Raw genomic sequence first — 23,576 nt, 5'->3', positions numbered from 1 at the left:
CTAAACATAAACAATACACTTTATATTTTAATCGTAATTAATCCAGACGAATCTCCTGCCCTTTCTCAGCGGATTCGTAGATTCCGCACAACATGCGCGTGGAAGCCACACCATCCGCAATTGGGCTAATCGGCTCTGTGCCGTTCAGGCAACAATCCACAAAGTGGTCAATCTGGTTCTGGAATGCACTATGAATATGGAGACCCGTGTTGTCCGTCTGGGGTTCAATATTCAGAATGGTGTTATTTTTCTCCGTGACGATCAGTGTCTCCGGCTCCAGTTCAAATCCACCGCGCTCACCGTATAACTTCACGGAAGATTCATCCCCGCGTGCATGCAGGGTAAAGCTCACATCCACCGCCAGCGAAGCCCCGTTTTCAAACCGAATGAGCGCATTTGCCATATCTTCCACGTCATTCACAGCTGCGCTGTAGTCGGCTGCTTTGTAAAAAGAAAGATGTTCGATATGGGCACGATTGCCCAGCTTCCGATACGTATTACCACTGACCGAAACAGGCTTGGGCCTGCCCATCAGATACCAGCATTGGTCAATGATATGTACGCCCAGGTCAATCAGAGGACCGCCGCCGGAACGGCTTTTGTCAGCGAACCAACCACCCGGATTGCCATGCCGCCGCAGAATGGAAGCTTTGGCATAATAGAGTTCACCAAACTCTCCGGCATCAATGAATCTGCGCATCATCTGCATATTGTTATCATACCGACGCACAAATCCAACGATAAAGGTACGTCCACTCTTCTTCACCGCTTCTTCAATCCGCAGTGCATCTTCCACATTGGTTGCCACCGGTTTCTCTAGCAACACATGCTTGCCTGCCTCCAGTGCAGCAATGGCGAATTCCGCGTGTGTATTATTCCAAGTACAGATACTGACAGCATCCACATGCGGGTCCTCCAGCATCTCCCGATAATCGGTATAGACGGACTGGGCATCATACTTCTGTGCCGCAGCTTTAGCCCGCTCCTCGTTCAGATCACAGATCGCATAGATGACGGCATCCTCGTTTTTGGCATAACATCTCATATGAAGATCCGAGATAGATCCTGTACCAATCATTCCGATGTGTAGCATTTGTTTCGTGCTCATCATCATCCTCCCTTCCTTTTCCACAACTTCCAGAACATCATTATCGTCTAGTCTGCCCGCAGCATGCCTTCGTAAATACCCGGCGTCGAATTTTCAATCTTCACGGCACCCAGTGTCCGGGCATAGAAGTCTACAGGTCCCGCTGATCCGATAATCGCATACCCGTAACCGTCCGCCTTCATCGCATGCATACAGGCCAGTAAAAGGGCTGTGCCTACACCTTTGCCCCGTGCATCCTGGCTCACACCTGTCGGTCCGAAGAAATTGCGACATGTCGCTTCGTAACAGGCAAATCCAATCATTTTCCCATGCTCAACCGCAATATAACAGGACACGGGCTGACGCGCAAAAGCGACCTCGCATTCATCCACCCAAGCCTGGCTAAAATGTGACCTCACCCAATCCAGTACAAGCTGCTTCTCTGGGGCAATGGCTCTTCGAATCACAATGGAGGATTCCTCCAACGTTCTCAGTCCACTCTCTTGCTCCGGCAAACGATAGAGCGCTACCAACATATCACTCATCTAATCCGTTCCTCCTCGTACTTGAATGCGAAAATAAGATAAAGGTTTGGCCACTTACCTGAAATTAACCTGATCCTGCTGCTGATAACCTGCAATTCAAGCGATATTTCAAATCTAAACTAACATACCGTTTACATTCATTGCATATTAACTGCAACACTGAGACGATTTGTCCCGTCTATTAACTTGAAGCGCGGCCCTAAGGAAGATTTTACCGCGACAGTACAAAGATTAGAAGGGATGAATATTGATGAACAACAACATGAAAAAAGTAAGTGCCCTGATGGCCCTATCCATGGCATTGGGTGGTGGAGCCGCTTATGCAGCAACACTGGACAACACACAACCAGTCCATCAAACATCCGTTTCAGCCGATAGTAAGGCAACTGATGCAGTAAACGTATCCGTGAATGGTACATCCATCTCCGATGGTTATTGGAACAAGGATGGCAAAGTAGCCATGATCCCGCTGCGTGATCTTACCGAAGCACTGGGTATTGAACTGAAATGGAATAAAGAGAACAAAACTGCAGAGCTGACACGAGGTGTTCTCTGGACACAGGTAATGACAGGCAAAGATCAATATTCCGTAAATAAAATGCTGCTCAAGCTGGGTACAGCGCCCGAAATCACAGGTGGCACATTGTATGTACCGGCTTCTTTTGCCGAAAAGGTACTGCATGGACAAGTGAACACAACAGGGAATCAGGTGACTATCTCTAGTGAAGAGGACGTGAAGACGGTTACTGAGCGTGGTGTTATTACCCGAATCTCGAACCAAGATGATTATAAGTCCATCCAGATTGGCGGTGCAGGGTTGGATGGTATCGTGCTCAATCTGAATGAAGATACGAAATTCATCTCGTCAGACGGGAAAGAGATTGCACTAACCGATCTGACCATTGGTATGAACGTGGAGGCTGAACATTCCCAGATCACAACACGCAGTCTGCCACCACAAACGCCAACCTATAAAGTCACTGTACTGGCTGACGCTACAGAATCTGAAACACAATTGAAAGAGATTCTGGGGACGGCTGGTACGATTGAAAATGTAACAACAGCTGAAGGCAGCATCTCACAAATTGAGATCACAGGTACACGGTTAACTGAGACCGCTCCTGACCATGTCGTGCTGAACATCGACAAAGACACACTGCTCGTGAACCACGAAGGTGAAACGGTGAAAGCTGAAGAACTGACTAAAGGAACTAAAGTCATTGGTTTCTACAGTCCTGTGCTGACACGCAGCCTGCCTCCGATCGGAACAGCTTGGAAAGTGGTTGTTGAAGCACCAGCAGCAGAGCTGGAAGCGAAATAACACGGTTAGAAAAACGTCTGGCTGAGACACATGTTATATGTTGTTGCAGACCGCTTGTATCTCTTGGCGCACGGTGCAATGAGTTTGACGCATCAAGAGCTCAGCCGTGCAGCTGGACTGCGAAGTCAATTCAAAAAAGACCTTATCTGCTTGTCTTCTGACAAGCACGGATAAGGTTTTTTGGTTTTTTGGTTGTTTAGAGTGTGTCTTCACACACTTGCTTCAAAGGGAAGCGTACCTGACTTGTCCGGATCAGACACATGCGATGTACGCTGCATACGAAATACGTTGCATACTGAATATAAGAGCAAGCGGATTTAGTGCTAACGAATCTGAGGCATCTTATTCAAGCATTTAAAGCACCTGTAAAAATCTAAGGAATCTGACACATGCTATATCAGAATAAACAGCTGTTTACAGCGTTTTTGTCTGAAGAATTCGAGAAATAACGGGTCTGATGTTCCTTACATTTTAAAAAGAGGACCTAATGGCCAAATAAGACGTCCTGTGTTCCTTAGAAAACCTTCAGGGTAATCGTCAGGATCAATCGGCTTGTACTTTATCTTCAACGATCGCTTCCACTTCAATCTCAACCATCAACAAGGGATCAATGAGTGCGCTAACTTCAACCATGGTGGCTACAGGCTGGATCTGTCCAAAAAATTCACCGTGAGCCTTGCCGACTTCCTCCCACCTGGAGATATCGGTCACAAACATTCGGGTTCTAACGACATGCGACATGTCAGCTCCCAATTCTTTCAGTGCATTCTCGATCGTCTGCAAAACGAACCTCGTCTGTGCATATGGATCACCTGCCCCAACGACTACACCATCTTGCATCGCGGTTGTACCCGCCACTTCGATTCGGTTCCCTACACGGATGGCACGGCAATATCCCACCAACGGTTCCCATGGGGAGCCGGTAAATACCTGCTGTCTACTCATTCTTTCGTCCCTCGCTTTGGTTGTATTTATCTAAATTGAATTGGATTAAACATGAATTATATCAGTGCACCATCATCTCAGACAATAGAATGGAGTATAAATCTATCTTCATTCCATCATCATTTTGCAAAAAAAATCCCTGATGACTGCCCATTGTTTAGATCAAGGGCCGTTCATTCAGGGATAGCATCCGGATTACAACTTGATATTCGCCTCATCAAAGTATTCTTCCAGAGTTAAACCACTCTTCACTACATCTGACGCCAAATCCGTACCGATGTATCGGATATGCCAAGGCTCGTAGACGTAACCTGTTGTGTCTTCTTCACCTTTCAGATAACGAATGACGTATCCATATTCAGCAGCGTGTTCAGCCAGCCACTGGCCTTCCTTCGATGTGCCAAATATCTCTTCCAGCACATTGCCTACACTCGGACTCGATACATCGATGGCAAGACCCGTCTGATGTTCGCTTCTGCCTGGTACAGAGCTCACACGATCCGTGTATTCTTGACCTTTGGTTTTGACATTGTTGTTATAGATGGATACCTGGCGCTGATATGATCGATAGCCAGACACTGCACGAAGCTCAATGCCATCCGCCTTTGCACCTGCAAACAACTTCTCCAGCGCCTCGGCAGCTTCCTTGCGCATATGCCGCTTCTCGTGCGGTTCGTCGAAGGAGAACGGTACATTCGGCTCCACCAGATCGGCCGGCTCGTACCCTTCAGGCAGACTGCGCTGCTTGTTCACAATAACGGTCATAGACTCGGCATTGGTCACCACGGATTGTGCATCAATCGTCGTTTGCAGTGCGCTGATGCTGCGTTTCTCCATTAATGGATCTTCCGCTGTTGCCCCGTTACCATCGTCTGAAGAACCCTGCTCTTCGCCTGCTGAAGCATTTCCTGACTCGCTATCCGTCCCTTCACCGCCGTTGCCTGAAGCTGACGCATCATCGCCACCAGCATTGTCGCCGTCCGTTCCCTTATCCTCCGTAAAATGAACCGTTGTGCCGTCCGACTCCTGTTGTGTGTTACCTGCTCCATTCGGATCCTGGCTCTCCTCTGTGCCATTCTGGCACGCGGCAAGTATTGCTCCGCATATCATCAATGAGGACAGCATAACCACCATGCGGCGCTGTCTTCCTGTACGTGATTTCATGTAAAAACTCCTATCGCCATAATATAAATGTTATATAGTTCTCAGCGTGCAATGTTCCCTGCGACAGTATACCTTAATTGGGAGCGAAGCTCCACCGGTAAAGACCTCCTTTAGACGAGATCCGAATGAACATTTACGTGCTGTACAGCCTGTATGATCGTTTTTTGGACTTTTAGAGCAACATCCCAGTGCTGTGCACAATAGCAGTGAAATGGGAATATGCCTTCATATATCCAAAAGTGATTATGCAATAAAAACAAGCAGGGGTGATCTGAGATCTCCCCCGCTCTGATGAGTGCATCATTTGGTTGCCGGGCTGTCCGTCTTCTTCTGGACAGCCTGCCACATCCGCGCGGCTACACGTTCGCGGATCAAGTCCAGCCCTGCGGTGGCCGGCACGCCCGGCAGTAGCGCCGTCAGCTCCGGCAGAGCTGGCGGCTTGCCCGGCTGCGTGAGACGCACCTCAACGGCGCCAAAGCCCGGCCCCGGCTGGTGCATGGCGCCGTCTGCGGCTGCCTCGGCGATCCACTCGCCGACGGCTGCGCCGCCTTCGCCGCCCCGCACCTGCGGGCGGCCAGCCGTTTCCGCTGCGCGGCCGGGGCCGCTGGGATCATGGGCGAGTTCCTCCGCCCATGCCCCCAGCACGCCGGCGAGCAGCGCTTCGCGCGGCAGGCCGGCGTGCGCCAGCTGCAGCAGCGGCTCGGCCGCGAGGCGCGCGGCTACGGCGCGCTCAGCGGCCGCGGCATGCGCGCTCGGGCGGCCGCAGGTGCACGCCACGGCCGCGCTGGCCGTTGCTGCGCCTGGCGGGCCTTCGGGCGCTTGCGCAGCCGGCAGCAGCCCGGCAAGCTCGTCAGGCGCCGGGCCGCCGCGCAGCAGGGCGTACAGCGTCAGCGGGCGCTTGCGCAGCTGAGCCAGTACAGCCTCGCGCTGGGCTTCGCTCAGTGGCGCTGGCGTTCCCGTGACCGTGAACACGCCTGCAGCTGATCCGGTCTTGCCCTCAGCAGCGGAATCAGAATTCTCCTGTTCTGCATCCGCTGCTGTATTTACTTCTGCTGTCCATCCACCGGGGGACATATGCAGCTCGATCTTCCATTTTTCACTCACAACAATCCCCCTTTCTCAACATCTATATTCTCATGAGATTTTAAGGTCACAGCCACGTCTCACCCTGAAGCGAGATCAGGCCACGCAGCTCATCATCCGACATCTCGGTCAGCCAGTTCTCGCCTGAACCGACGACTTGCTCAGAAAGTGCCTTCTTGCTCTCAATCAGCTCATCAATCCGTTCCTCCAGTGTGCCCTGACAGATCAGCTTGTGCACCTGTACATTGCGATTCTGCCCGATTCGGAATACCCGGTCCGTCGCCTGATTCTCGACCGCGGGATTCCACCACCGATCATAGTGAACAACATGACTCGCGCGGGTCAGATTCAGACCTACACCTCCGGCACGAAGAGATAGAACAAACATGGACGGCCCCTCACCTTTTTGGAAAGTATCCACCATATCGTCTCTCTGCGCCTTCGACACACCACCATGCAGGAAATACGGCTCTTCCTCATATCGCTGTTTCAACCTCGACACCAGCAGATCCCCCATAGCAACATACTGCGTGAAGATCAGGGCAGATTCCCCGTTATCACGGATGGCGTCCAGCAGTTCAAGCAAACGTTCCATCTTACCGGATGCCTCAGCCTTACCGTGGTCTTTCCGATTGCTGTCCGCCAGCACCGGATGATCACAGATCTGCTTGAGCTTGGTCAGAGAGGACAGAACAATTCCCTTGCGGGCAATGCCGTTTCTGCCATCCAGACCACCCATCAGATCGTCCACCACACGCTGGTACAACACCGTCTGCTCCGGCGTCAGAGAACAATAGGATTTCAGTTCAAGCTTCTCTGGCAGATCCTTGCGAATATCCGGATCACTTTTCAGCCTACGCAGCATGAACGGAGATACCAATCGATGAAGCTCACGCAAGGATGCTGCATTTTCTTCGGATGGGCCGAGTCCCGTATAGCGCTGGCGGAACGATGAAGCTGTGCCCAGATACCCCGGATTGAGGAACTGGAAAATGGACCAGAGTTCGCTCAAGCGGTTCTCCACAGGTGTTCCTGTCATCGCAATACGATGAAGTGTAGACAGACGCATCACGCTTTGCGCTTGTTTGGTACGGTAGTTCTTAATATATTGAGCCTCATCCAGCACAATGGTGGACCAGTGCAACGAAGCCAGATCCGGTCCATCTCTGCCTGCCAGATGATAGGTCGTGAGTACAATGTCATGCGTCTGCGCTTCTGCCTGAAAATCATTCCCGTGCAACCGTTGTCCGCCATGATGAATATATAGCGACAGATCCGGGGCAAACCGCTTCAGCTCACGCTGCCAGTTTCCAAGCAGCGAGGTAGGACACACAATAAGTGCAGGCAGATGAATAGGTTGCACCTGCGTATGCCGATCCGCTGGGAATACATCATCAGATCCGTTCAGCAGCTCATTCTCACGGGCTTCCTCTTCAGCCGCCTGGCGTTCCTCGTGTTTGCGGTCCAGCAGACAGGTAATTACCTGAATCGTCTTCCCAAGTCCCATATCGTCCGCGAGACATACGCCGAAGCCCAGCTCGCGCATGGCCGATAACCATTGGTAACCTCTTTCCTGATAAGGACGCAATTCACCGTGCAATTCTGCCGGAACCTGACGAGGCTCAATGCTACGAAGCACCTGTCCATCGAGCAGGAAAGCGAGCAGCCCATCAGATTCTGCACCAAAGACGGAAAGCCCCTTCCATGCGGAATCTTCCCCTTCATCCGCAGCCAGATGCAGCCATTCGGAAAGAGGCATATATTGTTCTTCTTCTTTTTTCATATAACGCAGGACTTGGCGAATCTCTTTCGTGTCCACTTCAATCCATTCACCGCGGAACATAACATACGGAACTGTGGATTCAGCCAGTGCTGCCAGTTCCTCTGCCGTGACGGGTTTGCCATCCAGCATAGGCTCCGCCTTGAAAGCAACCAATTGTTCCATGCCCAGTGCCGATGGGGCTCCAGGCAACCGCTCGTTTCCTCGATTCAACATCTGTAGACGTAGTCCCGCCCGACGTTTCCCGGCACGACTCCACCTTGAAGGCATGAGAACAGTTATCCCGGCCTTCTGCAAACGTGGAACCGCATGCGTGAGAAATTCAAAGAAACCCTGCTGCTCCAGCTTAATTCCCTCGGGACGAGCGGTGAGCAGCGCCGTCTCCAGTTCAGGTGCCAGTTCTGCTGCATGCCCGAGTGCCATCAACAGCTGCTCTGCCGCCGAGGTATATAATACTTTCCCCCGGTCCAGATCTCGCTCCGGATGTGCCCAGATGGTGCGTACAGGCAACCTCAGGCTCGTTTCCTGCTCACTGTCTACCCAAAAGCTTATTCCCCAGATCGTTTCATGTTCGCCCAGTGGCGGCTCCAAACGGAGTACCAGCTTCAATTGGCCTTCGGCAGGCGCCATTTCTTCGGCTCCCACGATCGGCATCGTCGTTCCACCAGCTTCTTGCAACGTATGAATAAACGCTGTCATGTCGTCCGTCGGCCCTTGCACTGTTACAGGACGGAACATCGAGATCAGACTGTTCCACCAAAGCTCCGCTACTGGCGAAGATCCGCGTCGATAAGGCGTGCGGTATCGGGACAGTTCACTGTCCATACCCTCCAACTCACTTGTCACTACAGCATGAATCATTCCACTCATGAATGAAAATAATACCGCCGCCCCTGCTTCTTCACGCGTTTCCGGTTCCAATGAAGCATAGGCTCCCGGTGCAGCCAACCCGATGGGAGGCATCGCTTCAGCAAGATCGCGGAAGCGTTCGATGTCATCCTCCTGTTCCAAGCGTGGCCGCCATACACCTGTCAATGTTTCTTGCCCGGTCCGTCGCCGTGCGCCGGTCTTTGCTGCGAATTCAGCCGATGGAGCAATTGCTCCCCGCAACAGCAGCTCCTGTGTGAACTGCGCCGCTTTGATCCAGTAACGCATCTCTTCTCCAACCTGAATTCCGGCTGCATTTAACAAACGGTCATCCCATTGCAGCAGTAGCCTGAAGGCATCCTTGGGCGAGACTGCCAATCCTTCCAATGTGCGTCCCAGCAGTTGACGCCGCTTCGTGTTCTTGGCTTCAGCCGTGTTCCTCAGCGGATTCGGCCAGCGCAGCTCCGCAAGACGCAGAGCGGCAGGCTGAAACAGACGACCCCCGTCGCCAAAATTCAACCTTCTTACCACGTGGCTCCATGCATCCACACGTGGTTCCGATGTTTCACCGGAAAAACAAAAAAATACGTCACCAAGCCATACTCCATACAGCGATTGCATCATTAAAGTCTCCCGTCATCCCTTCGCATTGTTACTCTCCATCATATACGAAAATGAACGGATTTAAAAACCTTTACCCACAAAAAGTGGTTATTTCGATGATTAGGGCGTGTCTCAAAACTCACTGAAGTGCATCCTTCGGAGTTTTCAGACACGCCCTGGCGGCACAAAAAAATGCCCCTTCTCCCGAAAAGCGGATGAGGAACATTTGGGTCAACCAAAGGATAATACTGAATATTCAAAGAATTACGGATCGTTATATTACTATGATCTGATCAAGCTGCCCAGCAATACATCCAGGTTCAAAATGCCAGCACGATGATCTTCACAGAACCCGATTTTGTCAAAAACGCCAAGCATGAAACGGCGGTGTTCCTCAGCAGGTTCCTCGAAACGATCGTAACTTACGACAGAATCGACCATATCTACGATCAGCGGTACAAATCCACCTTTGTAAGGCACCACAATAATACGTGTAGAAGAGGTATCCTCCTGATCTGGCATGCCTAACAATACACGAAGACTCACCACCGAAACGACCTTACCATACAACGAAGCAAAACCTCTGATCTCCGGACTTCCAAATGGGACCGTTGTCACCTGAACCATTCTGATGATCTCATGAACTTCATCAATTCGTAGTGCAAAGATCTGGTCTCCTACCGAAAAATTAATATATTGCATGCCCTCATCCATAATTATCCCCATACCCTCTCATTCCGTATAATCAGACTACTTTCGTCCCATTAGATGTTACTTTGGTGTATCGGTTATTTTCAAGCAAATGTTTAGGCTTCAGATCAATTTTGCCAACTTCACCAGACGTTGCATTACAGTTGCCGTCTCCGCTCTGCTCATTTGTCCTCTTGGATTCAACAAAATTCCATTTCCTTGGATCACGCCGGATGAAAGAACTGCTTGTGTAGCTGTTTCTGCCCGTGAAGAAATCTGATCTTGAACCGCTCACCTCCTATTAAATGCCATATAAAATTACCGCATCAACTGCCGATATAAATAGTATATACAGGATTAGAAAAGAGGAAAATCATGACGCTCAAAACTAAAGTTATTGTCATCGTCACCACCATCTGCATTCTGCTCGCTGCTCCACTCAGCTATATCGCGCTGTACGTGATTGAGAAGCAAGCGACGGAATCTGTAGATAATGAGCTGCAAAGCACAGTTCAGAAAGCAGTAACAGAAGTTAATGGCTGGGCTTTGACTCAAGCCAAAGTCATCGAAACACTGGGCAAAGTCATTGATGATACGGTACCCCTCAATGAGATCAGCATGGAGCATCTACAAGCATTCCAACTGGCCTCTAACAAAGAGGATATCGCCACCATTTACTTCGGGCTCGAAGACGGTACATATTTAGACGGAGCAGGCTTCATACCAGATGCCACCTTCGATGCACGAGAGCGTCCATGGTACGTAGCCATCAAAGCTTCGAACGCACTTACGTTCAGTGATGCCTATGTCACCAAAGCCGGTATACAGTCCATTTTCATCGGCGTGCCGTTACATGACGAGAACGGGAATTTCCAAGGAGCCATATCGGAAAATATATCCCTCGATTCCATTAAGGATGAGATCAGTTCGATCCACACAGACAACGGATTCACCTTTTTGCTGGACCAGAAGGGTGTTGTGCTCTCACATCCGAATCAAGAGTTGTTGAACACACCTCTCGCCGAGCAGAGTGACTATACCGATATTGTGGGTACGATGCTTAATCAACCTAGCGGATTGTCCGAATATACGTATAATAACGATCGGCAGTTAATCTATTACGAGAAAATTCCGAATACCAACTGGATTGTAGCAACCTCCATCTCCAAAGCTGCCGCCTTAGCGGAATTCACCAAGACAAGACAGCTGTATCTGGCGTTTATCGTTATTTTCACCGTGGTGCTGGCGGCTCTGGCCTACTTCTTCGCACTCAGAACGATCAAACCCCTGCTGAATATGAAGAACAGTGCGCAACAATTGGCCGCAGGAGATCTTACGGTGCAAGTTGCCGTTAAAGGTAAAGATGAAATTGCCCAATTGGGCACTTCTTTCAATGCCATGTCCACTTCTCTGCGTCAGTTGATTCAACAGGTGGATCACTCCGCACAGCAAGTACAGGCCTCTTCTCAAACGATGTACAAGGAAGCTTCCGGCAGCAATGAAATTGCAGGTCAGATCTCCACAGTCATTGAAGAGATTGCCAAGGGTGCAGGCGAACAGGCTGAATCCATCCAATCCGGTGCAGAAATGGTATCTGGCATTAATCAAGTGATTGATCAGATTACAGATGAGGCTCATCAAGCCTCGCAAACGATACTGGATGTTACTCAGGCCATGGAAAGTGGTACAAGTGCTATCAGCCGCCAGATGAATCTTTCTGAAGTCGGGCAACAATCCACTACTCGAGTCGAAACATCCAATGAACTACTCCTTAGCAAGATTGGAGCAATCTCCGAAATTACGGGCAGTATTCAGAATATTGCGGCCCAAACCAATCTGCTGGCCTTGAATGCATCTATTGAAGCTGCACGTGCTGGAGAGCATGGCAGAGGATTCGCAGTAGTGGCGGGTGAGGTTCGGAAACTGGCAGAACAGTCCTCACAGTCTGTAGCGGGTATCGATCAGTTGCTGAATGATCTGAATACTGCAGGCCAGCAAAGTGCAGCAGAGCTGGAGCAATTCAGATTGAATAGTACAGCCCAATCCGACTCTATGGCAGAGACGTCAGCATCATTTGAGAATATCCGTCAGTCCATTGAAGAGATTATTCATCAGATCAATTCCATTACTTCGGGCATGAACAGCATCAAATCAGGTGCAGCTCAGGTCTCTGACGTCATTACAGGCCTCGCAGCGGTTGCCGAGCAAAGTGCTGCTTCGACGGAAGAAGCTGCATCCTCCACAACGGAGCAATCCGAATCTATTGGTAACATCGCAGAAGCCGCCAAGGCATTATCGGATCATGCAGATCAGTTGCTCTTGGAAGTTAGTCGTTTCAATACGGAGAGTAAGTAACCTAACATTCAATTTCATTATTTTACATGTGAAAAAGACCAAAAATCGGCACGAAGCTGATCTTTGGTCTTTTTTTATCCCCATATTTATGGATCTGTTTCTATGTTTTCAAATACTTGGAACAAAAAATCAAGATTTCTGTGGATAACTCGTTTTCTTGTTCCAAAATGAATGTTTTATCGAGTGAAAACATGAGTTATACCTGATTTGTGGATAAGTTGTGCACATATTGCACACATGCTGTGGATATGTTTAGCATTTCATGTGGATATTCATTATTTTAATGTGGACATGTTGTGTATTTGTTTGTAAATCTGACGTAAAATCTGAATTTCCGCTCCAGTTATCCATCACTGTGGACACGTTGTGGACATGCCCCATTTCCTTCAATGCAGTTATTCAGTGATTCATTTATTCGACCAATTCACCCTGACGCATGATCAACTTATCATCGATGTACACATCCGGCTTTTGTACAACTGCATCGATATGCACACCGGCGGCAATCGTTCCACCGAATGTATTATTGCTGCCAAAGGCTACATGAATTGTGCCATACACTTTCTCATCTTCCAGCACTACACCCGTGATTCGCGCCTTGTTATTGGTCCCAATCCCGAATTCACCAAGAAAGCGACCATCCCCCTCGCCAAGTGTTGCCAGTAATTGAGCCCCATCCGGGCCTTCAACTGACACCAGACGTCCTTCCTTGACGGTTAGTAGCATAGGCTCACGGAGTGCCCCTATTCCAGCAACGGAACCATCTACAACAATACGGCCTTCGCCTTTACCCTCAACCGGAGCTATATAGGCTTCTCCAGATGGCAAATTGCCCGATTCACCGGGATTCAAGTACATACCTGTGCTCGGTACACCGTTACGACCTTCTATGGAAAAGGAAAGACTATGGCCCTGCTTTTCTATTCGTACATGACGACCTGCCGTTAATAGATCCGTTACCTTCTCAGTTAATGCTTTTACTTTTGGGTATTCAGCCGTGATTGCCCCGTTCATAAACATATCCTCTGTCATACCAGGCATCGTTGCCACTCGGGTCCCTGATGCAGCCGCTTGTTTGCGTGCCTGGGTATGGGTTAATGAATATCGCGTTATACACACGGCTACGTCCGCCTGAATCATGGCCTTTGCAATGGGCGCAGGCGGCTCTTCTCCAGATCTGCTGCGCTCCTCCATAATTAGCAGGACCGACTCTGCTCCAAGTGCTTTTCCTGCCTCATAGATGGATTCCGCCAAATCCCGTTTCATATCGTCTGCGACAACCACCAGATTCTCTCCGCTACGCAGCCCCAGACACTCCGTTAGCACATTTTTACTGATTTCCACACGTTGCTGATTCATACATGTATCTCTCCTGTCTATGGTGTATCTCTTCACAACCCGACTTGACCCTTTCGACAATTGGCATGGGATTCCTGCTTGTCCGAATCTGAACTCATCTCACGGTATCGGACCATTCGGCGAGGATTGCAGCTGTTTCCTTATACTGAAACGTCGGAAAGTAATGCCCATAGGGCACTTCTATGTGTTTGATCTGTGGGTTCATATCCAGGGGATAATGATATTCTCGATCTTCCTTGCCCCATATGACTAATGCATTTTTGGCGTGGTGCTGGCTTTCCATTTTCGCCCACAACGTTGATCTGGCGCCTTTTCGCTGACCGGAGTGGATCCACCGTAACAAATCCGCATGTGCTCCCGCAATGCGAGGAGATTGGAGGTTGGAGCGTATTCTCTTGCCCATCGTATGATCCCTAACACTGTTGTCTTCTCCACCGCTGTATGCACTGAACATCCGGTTCCAACTTTTTTCCGATCTGCCACGCAGCATGGTGCGCATCACACCTCTTGGCAAACGGGAAATCCATCTCAGTACATTCGGATTCGAATTGTTAGCGACTGGCTGAAGCAAACCCAGCCGAATGTCTGTCCGCCCGCTACGCATCTGTGCCTCAGCTGCAATAGCAGCCCCTATTGAATGGCCCACCAGCTTCACCGGACCTTCAAACTCACCAAGAGCCGTAAGCAGTGCATCCACCTGACCTTCAAATGCTTCATCCCCCTGATGCACCGGGGACCGTCCGAATCCAGCGAGATCGATTAACCATACCGGGTTCCCGGTCCGGTCCCTAAGCTGTTTTCCTAACGGTAACATTTCATCGGCAGATTGAAGCAGACCATGTACAATAATCCAAGGCTCTCCCTCACCCTCCCAACCAAGCATAGCCATATCTCCGCTCCGTGACCGGGTATAATCTGTCGGAAAACCCTCAGGTAACGGCGTATAACGAAGACGATAATCCAGATCGGCTGTAACCAGCGGAAGCTGTTCCCGGATGTCCGGCCAGGATTGCCCCATACGTGTGAATAGAGCCTCCGTCTCTTCAACCGGGAATGACCTGTTGGTAATAAAAGCAACCGACTCCGCTGGAACACCACTGATACGTGTACCACCTGACTTCATAGCCCATTGAATCCAAGATAGTGGTACGGACCCTATGGGTTTGGATACGTCCAGTTGCTGTGCCAGAAGATGTAGCAGTTCCTTCATATTGGGACTGTCTTCCTTCCGCGCCAACAGTGGGTAGGTTCCTCCGGCTGGAGCAGCTTCCCTGGATAGAAAAACAAGCGTCTGTGCAACAATATCGTTCTCCACAAGGGGTAACCAATAGGACGATCCTCCAGGTACTACTGGCATAAGCCCTCTCTGGATGGCCTGGATGAGCAGCCCAATTCCACCCGTTTGCTCCGTTTCACCGGTGGGACGCGGTCCAACCACTGTACTCGGGTTCACAACGGATAAGGGGTAGTTATGCTGCTCTGCATGCTCCCGAATATGCAAATCAGCATGAAACTTCATCTCTTCATACGCACTTTCATTGTTATCCACATGCTCAACCTGTAGATAATTCCCCTGTTCATTCCGCTCTCCATAAGGGCTCATGAAACCGACAACGTGGATAAAGTGCCGCAGTCCACGGGTACGGTGAATTTCTTGTGCAAGCTGAGCCACTTCTCTGGCCCCGTTCATAAATATCTGCTCGGCTACCTTTCGTTCCAAAGTGACGTCCATTGTTCCACCCGCATGAATGATCACACTCGCTCCAAGAGCACGCTCCCGATCCGCTGCGGTAAGGCCAAGACCCGAAATGGACAAATCACCTGTAATAAAGGTAATTCGGTTGAAATCCTTCACTCCATAAGCCTTCAGCACAGTTCTGGCTCGCTGTTCCGAACGAACCAACAAGAGCAATTGTGCGTCTCCCTGCGTGAGTTGTTTGACCGTTTCTTTGCCGATAAAACCTGTGCTACCTGTCATAAAAATGGTCGTGGTTGCTGCATGGTTAGTATGTACATTCATTCTGTTACGGCTCCTTTTAGTACTATTTAGTACTAGTTATATTCAAAAAAAGAGCTTCGATTAACGAAGCATCTGACAAAACGTACGTGCCGATTGTTCTATAATCCCAACATCACGGGCAGTTCCCGCGAGAATCAGCGAACCTTCCAAGGCTGCAATAAATAACAAAGCAGCCGGTCCCGGTTCAATTTCTTTGCGAAATTCACCACGATCCAAACCTTGTTGGAACAGCTTCTCCACCATAGGTCTAAGCTCACGAAAGAATCTGGATATACTCTCCTTTACTTGGGGTGCACTTTCGGGTGTCTGCATATATAACGTGACAAAAGGGCAACTCCCTTCGTAATTTCGGCCCTCAATGCCTGCCGACAGCAATGCCATAAATGAGTAGATACGCTCCTCCACACCTCGCTCACGCTGACTGAGCAGCATATACAGCTCCGATTCATACTGAGCAATCCAGTATTGCACCACGGCCTGAAGCAGTTCCTCCTTGTTTTTAAAATGATAATAAATATTCGACTTGGATACTCCACTCACCCGCACGACCTCATCCATGCTGACGTAGCTGTACCCCTGACGCAGAAATAACTGTGCAGCCACTTCAACTGCCTTGGTCCGGTTGACCGGATTGGTATTCTTGGGTTTAGCAGAGCCTGTGTTCGATTTTTGATTTGTCATATTTAGAACTATATAGTACTAGTTAGATAAAAACAAGTTTTTCTGTTAACAAAAGATCGTCTCTGGCTCAAGCTTCTCCTTACTTGTCCACATTTGGGTCATTATACACACAAGATATCCACATATAGTATTAACTCTGTGTAAATTACGTTATGAGATCATCAACCCGTTTTAAAGTTATCCACATATCTTCCTATAGATACAACAAAAAAGGCCAACCAGAACGTACCTGGCTGACCCTTCGTATAATTCATTCCCCAACCGTTACGGGTTGTATCCCTGTTTCAAACTGAAGGTTTACTATCCCCAGCAATGATCGATTCGTTGCCTTGAAGCGGCAATCTGTTCTCCAGTCGGATGGCGACAAACAGGATAACCGTCACCGTAACACCCAGTGTTCCTAACAGCACGCCCGTGTTCTCCTGCCCCATCAGAGACAGCGGAAGTGCCAGCACCAGTGGGACAACTGATCTTGTAAATTGAGTGGCGAACGTTGATCTGCCCGACCACTTCATGGTCTCTTCGCGGCTGCGCAAGTTATCAAACATGACAGACCTTTGCATGATACGAGTCCGGTTAAATACAAACCCAAGCATGAATCCACAGATCAACGACACCACAAACACCTGTACTGTGCCAATGATGATATCGATCACACCAATCAGTATAAATAGATACATTGGAATTCGGTGTTCCCACTTACGAATCATCGTTGCCAGAAAAGCACCCAGACCCATCGCTGCGCCCATGGCCCCATAACGGGATGAATCCCAGTTATAGATATCATGGAACAAAATTGGTACGATAAAATTGATTGCTCCCAATTGCACGGTTAATACAACTACCGCCAGTATAGTCATGTTCAGTACTTTTTTCCGCACGACGTCGGAGTACATAATCTGCGGCGCCTCCGTTGTTGCTTTCTGTACGTTCTGATCTACCTGACCGGAACGGGACAGAATCGGAATGAGCCATGGAGCCATCATGCCCACAGCCAGCGTAACCATCAGTACCGTCGAGATCATTGGCAATCCACCTATGTTAAGTAGAATTCCGGTTAACGCACTTCCTCCAAATGCACCAATCTGAATCGCAGTCTGTAAGTCATGCGAGGCCTTGTGTGATTTGATTTTTCCATCCAATACCATCTGGGACATGTAGATTTCCAGGCTCTGATTGGACAAGAACAGAATCACAGAGAAGATGCCACCTATCAGATATAAACCATACACATTGGTATTGCCTGAAAATTGAATCAAGAACACAAGCAGAAACACAATGCCCAGAATACGAGCCAAGCTGAAAATTAGTAATGGTCTTTCTTTAAGGGCCGTTTTAAGAAAAAAGCTATATTTTTGTAGTAAAATAGGCACCAAACTCATTATCGTAATAATGATACTCAGATGAGTAATGGACCCACCCTGTTCCAGTACAGACCAGATCAGGGTAATATTCAGGATGGTATCTCCACATAGGGTAATAGACAGGAAGAGGATGAACAGAATGGTCTGCATCATTGCAGCTGTCTCACCTCAGCAACTTGCAAATCAAGCTTTTGTTCCAGAACTCTTGCGGCCTGTTTCACCGATTCAATGTCCTCAGGACCCTCATATTGGGTACGCACAGACAGCAGACCTGTGATGTCGAACCCTTTTGGAGCAGAGTAGACCACTCTGCCTTTGGCAGCAACCGGATAATAAGCCCGGTACCTGACATCGCTTGCTGCCTCACCGCTGGCATTATTCAATACCTTTCCGTCACGGTAGACAAATTTGATACAGGTTGCACACTTCGGAGCCGTTCGTTTGGCAAAATGGGCAGCAAGCGTATCCTCGCCCAGAAGACCGTAAGCATGGGCGGTCACCAGATCGGTCCCGTACACATCGCGAATATTGCGATAGACATGCCCACCGCTGATACGACAGCTGAACTCCACTACTTTGTACTCACCATTTGCATTTTGCCTGGCTTCAACGTTAAACAATCCATTTTCAAGCTTTAGACCTGTGCATATTTGCCGAGCCATCTCACAAAGATCTTGTTCCACATTGGATTCTCCCTGGAAAGGCAGGGTATATTCATCCTCTTCAAAATAAGGACCTGGCATTCTGAGTTTGTTATGTATCCCCCCCAGATAAAACGTTCCGTGGACGACCACTCCATCCAGTGTGATCTCCTCGCCCGGAAGGAACTCTTCAATCAGCGCTATTGCAGGACATTCATCATCGAAGTACAATCCGGATTGCGAAACGGCAAGTTGCGATATGCTATCAAAGGCCTGCTTCAATTCGGAAAGAGAATGAACGAGCGCTACGTGACTGCTGGATGCCGCCAGTGTCGGTTTGATAATAACCGGATAACCTACACTTGCTGCTGCCGATACGGCCTCATCCATCGTATTTACAGCATGAAATACCGGACAGGCTGTGTTCTGCTGCTGCAAAAACTGACGTTGTCTGGACTTATCTCTGGCAATCTCAGCTGCCCGAACAGGGATATCTTGTCTTCCCAATCCTTCATTCAATCTGGCATTCAGCACAATATCCGTCTCCTGCCAGGTAACAAAAAACGGGACTCCCTTTTCTCTCGCCTGCTCGATCATTTCTTCCACATTCTCATACTTGGGAAGAAGCTGAACCGACCGAAAGCGCGGATCTTGTTCATACCCAGGAACAGAGGTCCATAAATGGACCTCCTCAAAAATTCTCCCCAGAGCTTCAATATGATCCCCATGTAGGGAAAAACCTTTTCTCATGAGCAGACCAACGGAGGACCGACTCATGCCAGAACCTCTTCTTTCGGCTGCTCCACGAACTCCAAAGCAATAATATACAACGTCCCATTCTCCCCAGCCTTGGAGGAGTGCACCGTATTAGCCGGAAGCAGAATGCGGTCACCAGGCGTGCAATACAGCTCCCCCTCTTCAGTATAGAAAGTGATATCTCCGCTTATGATTAGAAGAGTTTCGTCTGTGGGATGGGTATGGGATTTGTGCTCCCTGAATGGTGTATCTCTTTGAACCTCGACCGAACCGGTTACAGGCAGCAATTGCATTACTGCTTCTTCAAGTGTGACATCAGACCCTTGGATATATTGAACTGAACTCATACTATTCCTCCTCATATGGTGAAATGGGCATTGCGCTGTAGCAGAAACTTCGTTGGTATCTGGAATAAAATATTGCAGCCACTCCCGATTATTCGGACTTCCGTAGATCCCAAGATGCGGGAATGGATCAATTGCATCGTATTGCCGAAGCAAGCTTCGCACCAAATCCTTGGATTTATCTCCTTTTGGTGTTCCCAAGCCAATCGAATCAAAGACCCATCGGGGCTGAAAGGTAATCATGTATGTATTCGCACGTCTGCTCCTTCTGATCTCATGTGCTGGTGTGTTACAAACGACAAAAATGGGTTCCCCATGAAAACAAAATTCCCATAAAGGATCATTCTCTTCATTCGGTATGGATTCTGGCCATTCTTTCAAGTCGATGGTGTGCAGCCGGGTCAGGATGGACCAAAATGTATGCTGATATTCATGGATGGATAAATCCTTGTCAATATTAAAGAATGTAACCATGGAGGTGTAGTTTCCGAAGCTCCTTGCCTGTTCCACATATTCTCTCAATGCCTTTGCAAGCTCTTCTATGGAATCATCTTCTATATCATTAAAAAAAGAGAACCGCAGCTCATTACGGTTGAGTCCCATCGAGCCGAATATGCAGGGAAACCGTGGACTCTCACTGGTCATGTCCTTTTCAAAATGCTCAAATTCCTGCTTTCTCCAATCATGACTATCCAATCTCTTCACATCAGCGTTATCTAGCAACAACCCAAAGCCCTCCTAGAATGGTTTATTGGTGAACCAGGACAAACTTGTCATGTAGTTCTAGAAGTTGTTTTCTAACGAATTCAATATCTGGACCTTCCACAATGGCAAATCCGGATCTAGACATCGTATCGCGACCACCTGAAATGGACTGACCCGATGTATAGTTAATTCGGATATCAATAAGTCCTTCCATCGATTTGAAATCTTCTGCTGATGAGATACTTTCGATCTTGCCCACAGCAGATGGGAAATTAATCGCACCGGTGTACTTGCCTGAATTAACAAGGGTTGGGGCCTCATATATTCCCAGTTCCGTTTGAATGGCTGCATCAAACAGGTTAACCTGGTGGGAATTCAACACCATTGGCGGAATGATGACAATGCCTCCAATACGTGCTCCTATCTCTCCAAAACAGATCTCACCATTAGGCAGAAGGAATACCTCTGCATGGAACACACTGTTACGTATTCCAAGCGTCCGTATGATCTCTTCATTGAATGACTGCATCCGTTCCACATATTCGTAGTTGGTGTTAGTGGGATAACAGATCGTGCCGGAAGGGCGATCATTCTGGACGATTTCGAGACAATTGAACAAATATTCAGAGACAGAGGAAAACACAAGCTTACCTTCTGAAACGACGGAGTCTATATGGAACTCCCTACCGGTGATAAATTCCTCAATGAGCACTGATTCTCGATTCCAGGAATGGCTGATATACTGCTCAAGCTCCTCTTGATTGCTAAGCTTGTACGTCATGATCGTCGCCCAGCCACTAATCGGTTTGATAATGATGGGAAAGCCAATACCTGTAACAATCTTTCTGATCTGTACTGCATTGGACGCAATACGTGTCTGTGACGTATGGATTCCAGCCTGCCGCAATGTCTCCTTCATGATCCATTTGTTTCGCACTGTCTCGGCCTGGTTCTTCTGAATACCAGGGATACCAAAACGTGTTCTGAGATACCCTCCTGTTTCCACTACATTTTCAGTGGGGGCAATCACTCGTTCCACATCATACTCATCCAAAATGCGCTCAAAAACCTCTTCCACTTGATCAATCCGAGTAATATCGTTCACTTCGAACACAGCACTAAACAACCCCTCTGGTAATGAGGAAAATTGTTCATATCCTTGTTCCACCAACAAAATGTTGGTTGTATCCGATATTTTGGACAAGGCATCGAGAAACCCGGTTTTGGTGTTAATCCGCTTGTCACACAGGAATACGATATCCTTCATAAAGAACTTCACCCCCAATTCAAATTTCTTTACTTTCTGCTATATTTTTCTATAATATGGATATCGGTTGGGACTGTCAATCTAAAAATTACAAATATTTAAATTTTGGCTATTTGTTGCCATATCGTGTACTAACAACAGGTTGTAGACATTATACAAACACCTCTACTTTCTGTATTAGTCGATCCATTCTTTGATATTTGCACTTTCTAACTGGAAATTTTCCTATTAAAAAAGGTGACTCCGATTAATCTGGAGTCACCTTTTACATGTCTTTTTGTTATTCACACATTGATTAAATGAATGGGAATCTGTTATTTTTTCAGGCTATCCCAGTTCTGTTGCAACGCGTCGAGCAATCCGGCTTTATCCGATTTGCCTGCAACGTAAGCTTGGATCGTGCTACCATACTCCTGCGGAACACCTTCAGGGAAACGGTTAAAGTTCCAGCTCAGTGTTTTGTTCTCCTGGCTATACTTCATAATATCTGTGGCGAGGTCACCCAGATCCTCTTCGGATGCCGTGATGGAACTGAACGCCGGAATGAATTTGAATTCTTTGGTCATATATTGTTTCCCGATATCCGAAGTTACAAGCCACTCCAGAAACTCTTTCGCTTCCGTTTTCACTTGGGAATTCTTGTTCACAACCCAGTAGTTCGGCACGCCGACAAACAATTTGTCATTGGGTTCATTGTTAATTGGCATTGGCAGGATACCCAGATTCAGATTCGGATCGATTCCATCGATCTGAACTTGAGTCCAGTTCCCTTGCTGCATCATCGCCGCTTCTCCACTCGCAAACAAGGTTACCTGTGTATTGTAGTCGGTTGTCAGCGGGTTTTTGTTGCTGTATTTCAACGTTAAGTCGAGCAGGTTAATCCAGTCGGTGAACACCTGATTGCCAGGAATTTTTTCCGTGCTTTCGTTGAGCCCCTGAATGAATTTCACCGGATCTGCCTGATTCGCAAATGCCACGTTTACGTTATGGTTACCCAATACCCACCACTCCTGGTATCCGTTCGAGAAAGGTGTAATGCCTGCGGCCTGAAGTTTCTGTGCAGCCTGGTCCAATTGCTCCAGTGTCGTTGGAATTTCGGTAATACCCGCTTTTTGGAAAAGGTCTTTGTTATAAATGAAACCATACCCCTCCAGCGCGAGCGGCTGTCCATAGAGCTTGCCGTCTTTGGTCATTGGTTCTTTGGCTACTTCGAGCGCATCCTTGGCCCATGATTCTCCAGACAGATCTTCCAAATATTCAAGCCATGTATCCAATTCACGATAACCACCTACGTTGAAAATGTCCGGTTGTTCGCCTGCGGCAAACTTGGCTTTCAGTGCAGCACCATAGTCACTGCCGCCACCCACGGTTTGAATGTCCAGTTTGACGCCTGGATGGGATGATTCATATTCCGCTTTGAGACGATTAAGCGCTTCCGCAATTTCGACTTTGAATTGGAAAATTTTGATGGTTTTGTCCCCGGCAGCAGCTTCGCCACCACCTTGAGTATCCGTGTTGACCGGACTGCCACTCTTGTCCCCGTTGCCACAACCTGCGAGCATTACCGAAAAAGCAATCAGCATAAGCAACGTCAACTTCGTCATTCTTTTCATACATACACTCTCCCTATAGTAGTTTCAGTATAACAGTTCCACTAATGAATATTTACACTGGCACTCCGATGACAGAATAACCTTCCCTTGAAGCGTGTTTTCATTCTAACGAACCGAGCGCACGTTATTCGCTCCTATTTGCGCAAATCTCCAGCCTGACGAATCACAGAGACGCTATTTCGTCGATTTGGTCGATTTTCAAGGCTCTGAAGCCATTTTGTACCCGAATAACGTTGCTGAGATTCGTTACAATTTGGATTCCTTGATTATCCACCTATTAAGATGCGGTGGGTTCGTTAGCGCTTTGAACAGGGAGCATACCATCACTCTGTAAAAGAAGTTCCTGGCTATACAAGCTTCTTTCTTGGTCTTTTCTCTTTATCGAT

Annotated in this window: 18 protein-coding genes; 2 read left to right on the top strand and 16 right to left on the bottom strand. The window is 48.4% G+C overall.

What is annotated here, in order from left to right; genetic code table 11:
• Window positions 1-37: 37 nt before the first annotated feature.
• Together NYE45_RS02905 and NYE45_RS02900 are read right to left on the bottom strand one after the other, a co-directional pair.
• On the bottom strand, window positions 38-1,108 hold the full coding sequence (locus NYE45_RS02905; protein WP_047840275.1) for a Gfo/Idh/MocA family oxidoreductase: 1,071 nt from the start codon (window positions 1,106-1,108) through the stop codon (window positions 38-40).
• Window positions 1,109-1,155: 47 nt separating this feature from the next.
• A complete protein-coding gene (locus NYE45_RS02900) occupies window positions 1,156-1,632 on the bottom strand; it encodes a GNAT family N-acetyltransferase (protein WP_062837317.1) in 477 nt (158 codons plus the stop codon).
• Between the two features lie 250 nt (window positions 1,633-1,882).
• On the opposite strand from NYE45_RS02900, the gene NYE45_RS02895 reads away from it, so the two are divergent.
• Window positions 1,883-2,953, top strand: a complete 1,071-nt coding sequence (locus NYE45_RS02895) for a copper amine oxidase N-terminal domain-containing protein (RefSeq protein WP_340015503.1) — start codon at window positions 1,883-1,885, stop codon at window positions 2,951-2,953.
• 543 nt (window positions 2,954-3,496) lie between these two features.
• On the opposite strand, the gene NYE45_RS02890 is transcribed toward NYE45_RS02895, so the two are convergent.
• From NYE45_RS02890 to NYE45_RS02865, 6 genes are all read right to left on the bottom strand, one after another.
• Window positions 3,497-3,898, bottom strand: coding sequence for a RidA family protein (locus tag NYE45_RS02890; protein ID WP_340015502.1), 402 nt, complete (start codon window positions 3,896-3,898; stop codon window positions 3,497-3,499).
• 195 nt (window positions 3,899-4,093) lie between these two features.
• Window positions 4,094-5,062 carry a M15 family metallopeptidase gene (locus tag NYE45_RS02885; RefSeq protein ID WP_340015501.1) on the bottom strand — a complete coding sequence of 323 codons (969 nt, stop codon included), beginning with the start codon at window positions 5,060-5,062 and terminating at the stop codon, window positions 4,094-4,096.
• 300 nt (window positions 5,063-5,362) lie between these two features.
• The gene (locus NYE45_RS02880) at window positions 5,363-6,166 is read right to left on the bottom strand and encodes a hypothetical protein (protein ID WP_340015500.1); all 804 of its coding nucleotides are present in this window, start codon (window positions 6,164-6,166) and stop codon (window positions 5,363-5,365) included.
• A 46-nt stretch (window positions 6,167-6,212) separates the two neighbouring features.
• The gene (locus tag NYE45_RS02875) at window positions 6,213-9,416 is read right to left on the bottom strand and encodes a DEAD/DEAH box helicase (RefSeq protein ID WP_340015499.1); all 3,204 of its coding nucleotides are present in this window, start codon (window positions 9,414-9,416) and stop codon (window positions 6,213-6,215) included.
• 261 nt (window positions 9,417-9,677) lie between these two features.
• Window positions 9,678-10,121 (bottom strand): chemotaxis protein CheW, encoded by a 444-nt coding sequence (locus tag NYE45_RS02870; RefSeq protein ID WP_145151896.1) that lies wholly within the window; start codon window positions 10,119-10,121, stop codon window positions 9,678-9,680.
• 19 nt (window positions 10,122-10,140) lie between these two features.
• On the bottom strand, window positions 10,141-10,380 hold the full coding sequence (locus tag NYE45_RS02865; RefSeq protein WP_340015497.1) for a hypothetical protein: 240 nt from the start codon (window positions 10,378-10,380) through the stop codon (window positions 10,141-10,143).
• Between the two features lie 80 nt (window positions 10,381-10,460).
• Between NYE45_RS02865 and NYE45_RS02860 the strand changes: the two genes are divergently transcribed.
• Complete coding sequence (locus tag NYE45_RS02860; protein ID WP_340015496.1) at window positions 10,461-12,440, top strand: methyl-accepting chemotaxis protein; 1,980 nt, start codon at window positions 10,461-10,463, stop codon at window positions 12,438-12,440.
• 411 nt (window positions 12,441-12,851) lie between these two features.
• Here the strand turns inward: NYE45_RS02860 and NYE45_RS02855 are convergent, their stop codons facing one another.
• The 8 genes from NYE45_RS02855 to NYE45_RS02820 all read right to left on the bottom strand — a co-directional run bounded on the left by NYE45_RS02855 (window position 12,852) and on the right by NYE45_RS02820 (window position 23,190).
• Window positions 12,852-13,799 carry an aminopeptidase gene (locus NYE45_RS02855; RefSeq protein WP_340015495.1) on the bottom strand — a complete coding sequence of 316 codons (948 nt, stop codon included), beginning with the start codon at window positions 13,797-13,799 and terminating at the stop codon, window positions 12,852-12,854.
• A gap of 94 nt (window positions 13,800-13,893) precedes the next feature.
• Window positions 13,894-15,819 carry an alpha/beta fold hydrolase gene (locus NYE45_RS02850; RefSeq protein ID WP_340015493.1) on the bottom strand — a complete coding sequence of 642 codons (1,926 nt, stop codon included), beginning with the start codon at window positions 15,817-15,819 and terminating at the stop codon, window positions 13,894-13,896.
• Between the two features lie 60 nt (window positions 15,820-15,879).
• On the bottom strand, window positions 15,880-16,500 hold the full coding sequence (locus NYE45_RS02845) for a TetR/AcrR family transcriptional regulator (RefSeq protein WP_340015492.1): 621 nt from the start codon (window positions 16,498-16,500) through the stop codon (window positions 15,880-15,882).
• A gap of 284 nt (window positions 16,501-16,784) precedes the next feature.
• Window positions 16,785-18,017: an MFS transporter gene (locus NYE45_RS02840; protein ID WP_340015490.1), complete on the bottom strand. Its 1,233-nt coding sequence runs from the start codon at window positions 18,015-18,017 to the stop codon at window positions 16,785-16,787.
• Window positions 18,014-19,282, bottom strand: a complete 1,269-nt coding sequence (locus tag NYE45_RS02835; protein ID WP_340015489.1) for an ATP-grasp domain-containing protein — start codon at window positions 19,280-19,282, stop codon at window positions 18,014-18,016. Before NYE45_RS02835 ends, NYE45_RS02840 begins: the two co-directional genes overlap by 4 nt.
• Window positions 19,279-20,331: a YqcI/YcgG family protein gene (locus NYE45_RS02830; protein WP_062837304.1), complete on the bottom strand. Its 1,053-nt coding sequence runs from the start codon at window positions 20,329-20,331 to the stop codon at window positions 19,279-19,281. Before NYE45_RS02830 ends, NYE45_RS02835 begins: the two co-directional genes overlap by 4 nt.
• A 22-nt stretch (window positions 20,332-20,353) precedes the next feature.
• Window positions 20,354-21,577 (bottom strand): ATP-grasp domain-containing protein, encoded by a 1,224-nt coding sequence (locus NYE45_RS02825; RefSeq protein ID WP_340015488.1) that lies wholly within the window; start codon window positions 21,575-21,577, stop codon window positions 20,354-20,356.
• Between the two features lie 314 nt (window positions 21,578-21,891).
• The gene (locus NYE45_RS02820; RefSeq protein WP_145151910.1) at window positions 21,892-23,190 is read right to left on the bottom strand and encodes an ABC transporter substrate-binding protein; all 1,299 of its coding nucleotides are present in this window, start codon (window positions 23,188-23,190) and stop codon (window positions 21,892-21,894) included.
• Between the last annotated feature and the right edge of the window lie 386 nt (window positions 23,191-23,576).

Source organism: Paenibacillus sp. FSL K6-1318, assembly GCF_037976905.1.
In the GTDB taxonomy this organism is placed as follows: domain Bacteria; phylum Bacillota; class Bacilli; order Paenibacillales; family Paenibacillaceae; genus Paenibacillus; species Paenibacillus amylolyticus_A.
The sequence above is the reverse complement of the archived record's forward strand: the minus strand, read 5'-3'. Positions and strand labels throughout refer to the sequence as shown.

What these genes read in the sequence shown, in the direction of transcription:
- NYE45_RS02905 (WP_047840275.1), bottom strand. Translation starts at nt 1,108, where the DNA reads ATGAGCACGAAACAAATGCTACACATCGGAATGATTGGTACAGGATCT.
- NYE45_RS02845 (WP_340015492.1), bottom strand. Translation starts at nt 16,500, where the DNA reads ATGACAAATCAAAAATCGAACACAGGCTCTGCTAAACCCAAGAATACC.
- NYE45_RS02835 (WP_340015489.1), bottom strand. Translation starts at nt 19,282, where the DNA reads ATGAGTCGGTCCTCCGTTGGTCTGCTCATGAGAAAAGGTTTTTCCCTA.
- NYE45_RS02885 (WP_340015501.1), bottom strand. Translation starts at nt 5,062, where the DNA reads ATGAAATCACGTACAGGAAGACAGCGCCGCATGGTGGTTATGCTGTCC.
- NYE45_RS02900 (WP_062837317.1), bottom strand. Translation starts at nt 1,632, where the DNA reads ATGAGTGATATGTTGGTAGCGCTCTATCGTTTGCCGGAGCAAGAGAGT.
- NYE45_RS02860 (WP_340015496.1), top strand. Translation starts at nt 10,461, where the DNA reads ATGACGCTCAAAACTAAAGTTATTGTCATCGTCACCACCATCTGCATT.
- NYE45_RS02855 (WP_340015495.1), bottom strand. Translation starts at nt 13,799, where the DNA reads ATGAATCAGCAACGTGTGGAAATCAGTAAAAATGTGCTAACGGAGTGT.
- NYE45_RS02820 (WP_145151910.1), bottom strand. Translation starts at nt 23,190, where the DNA reads ATGAAAAGAATGACGAAGTTGACGTTGCTTATGCTGATTGCTTTTTCG.
- NYE45_RS02870 (WP_145151896.1), bottom strand. Translation starts at nt 10,121, where the DNA reads ATGGGGATAATTATGGATGAGGGCATGCAATATATTAATTTTTCGGTA.
- NYE45_RS02890 (WP_340015502.1), bottom strand. Translation starts at nt 3,898, where the DNA reads ATGAGTAGACAGCAGGTATTTACCGGCTCCCCATGGGAACCGTTGGTG.
- NYE45_RS02825 (WP_340015488.1), bottom strand. Translation starts at nt 21,577, where the DNA reads ATGAAGGATATCGTATTCCTGTGTGACAAGCGGATTAACACCAAAACC.
- NYE45_RS02875 (WP_340015499.1), bottom strand. Translation starts at nt 9,416, where the DNA reads ATGATGCAATCGCTGTATGGAGTATGGCTTGGTGACGTATTTTTTTGT.
- NYE45_RS02895 (WP_340015503.1), top strand. Translation starts at nt 1,883, where the DNA reads ATGAACAACAACATGAAAAAAGTAAGTGCCCTGATGGCCCTATCCATG.
- NYE45_RS02840 (WP_340015490.1), bottom strand. Translation starts at nt 18,017, where the DNA reads ATGATGCAGACCATTCTGTTCATCCTCTTCCTGTCTATTACCCTATGT.
- NYE45_RS02850 (WP_340015493.1), bottom strand. Translation starts at nt 15,819, where the DNA reads ATGAATGTACATACTAACCATGCAGCAACCACGACCATTTTTATGACA.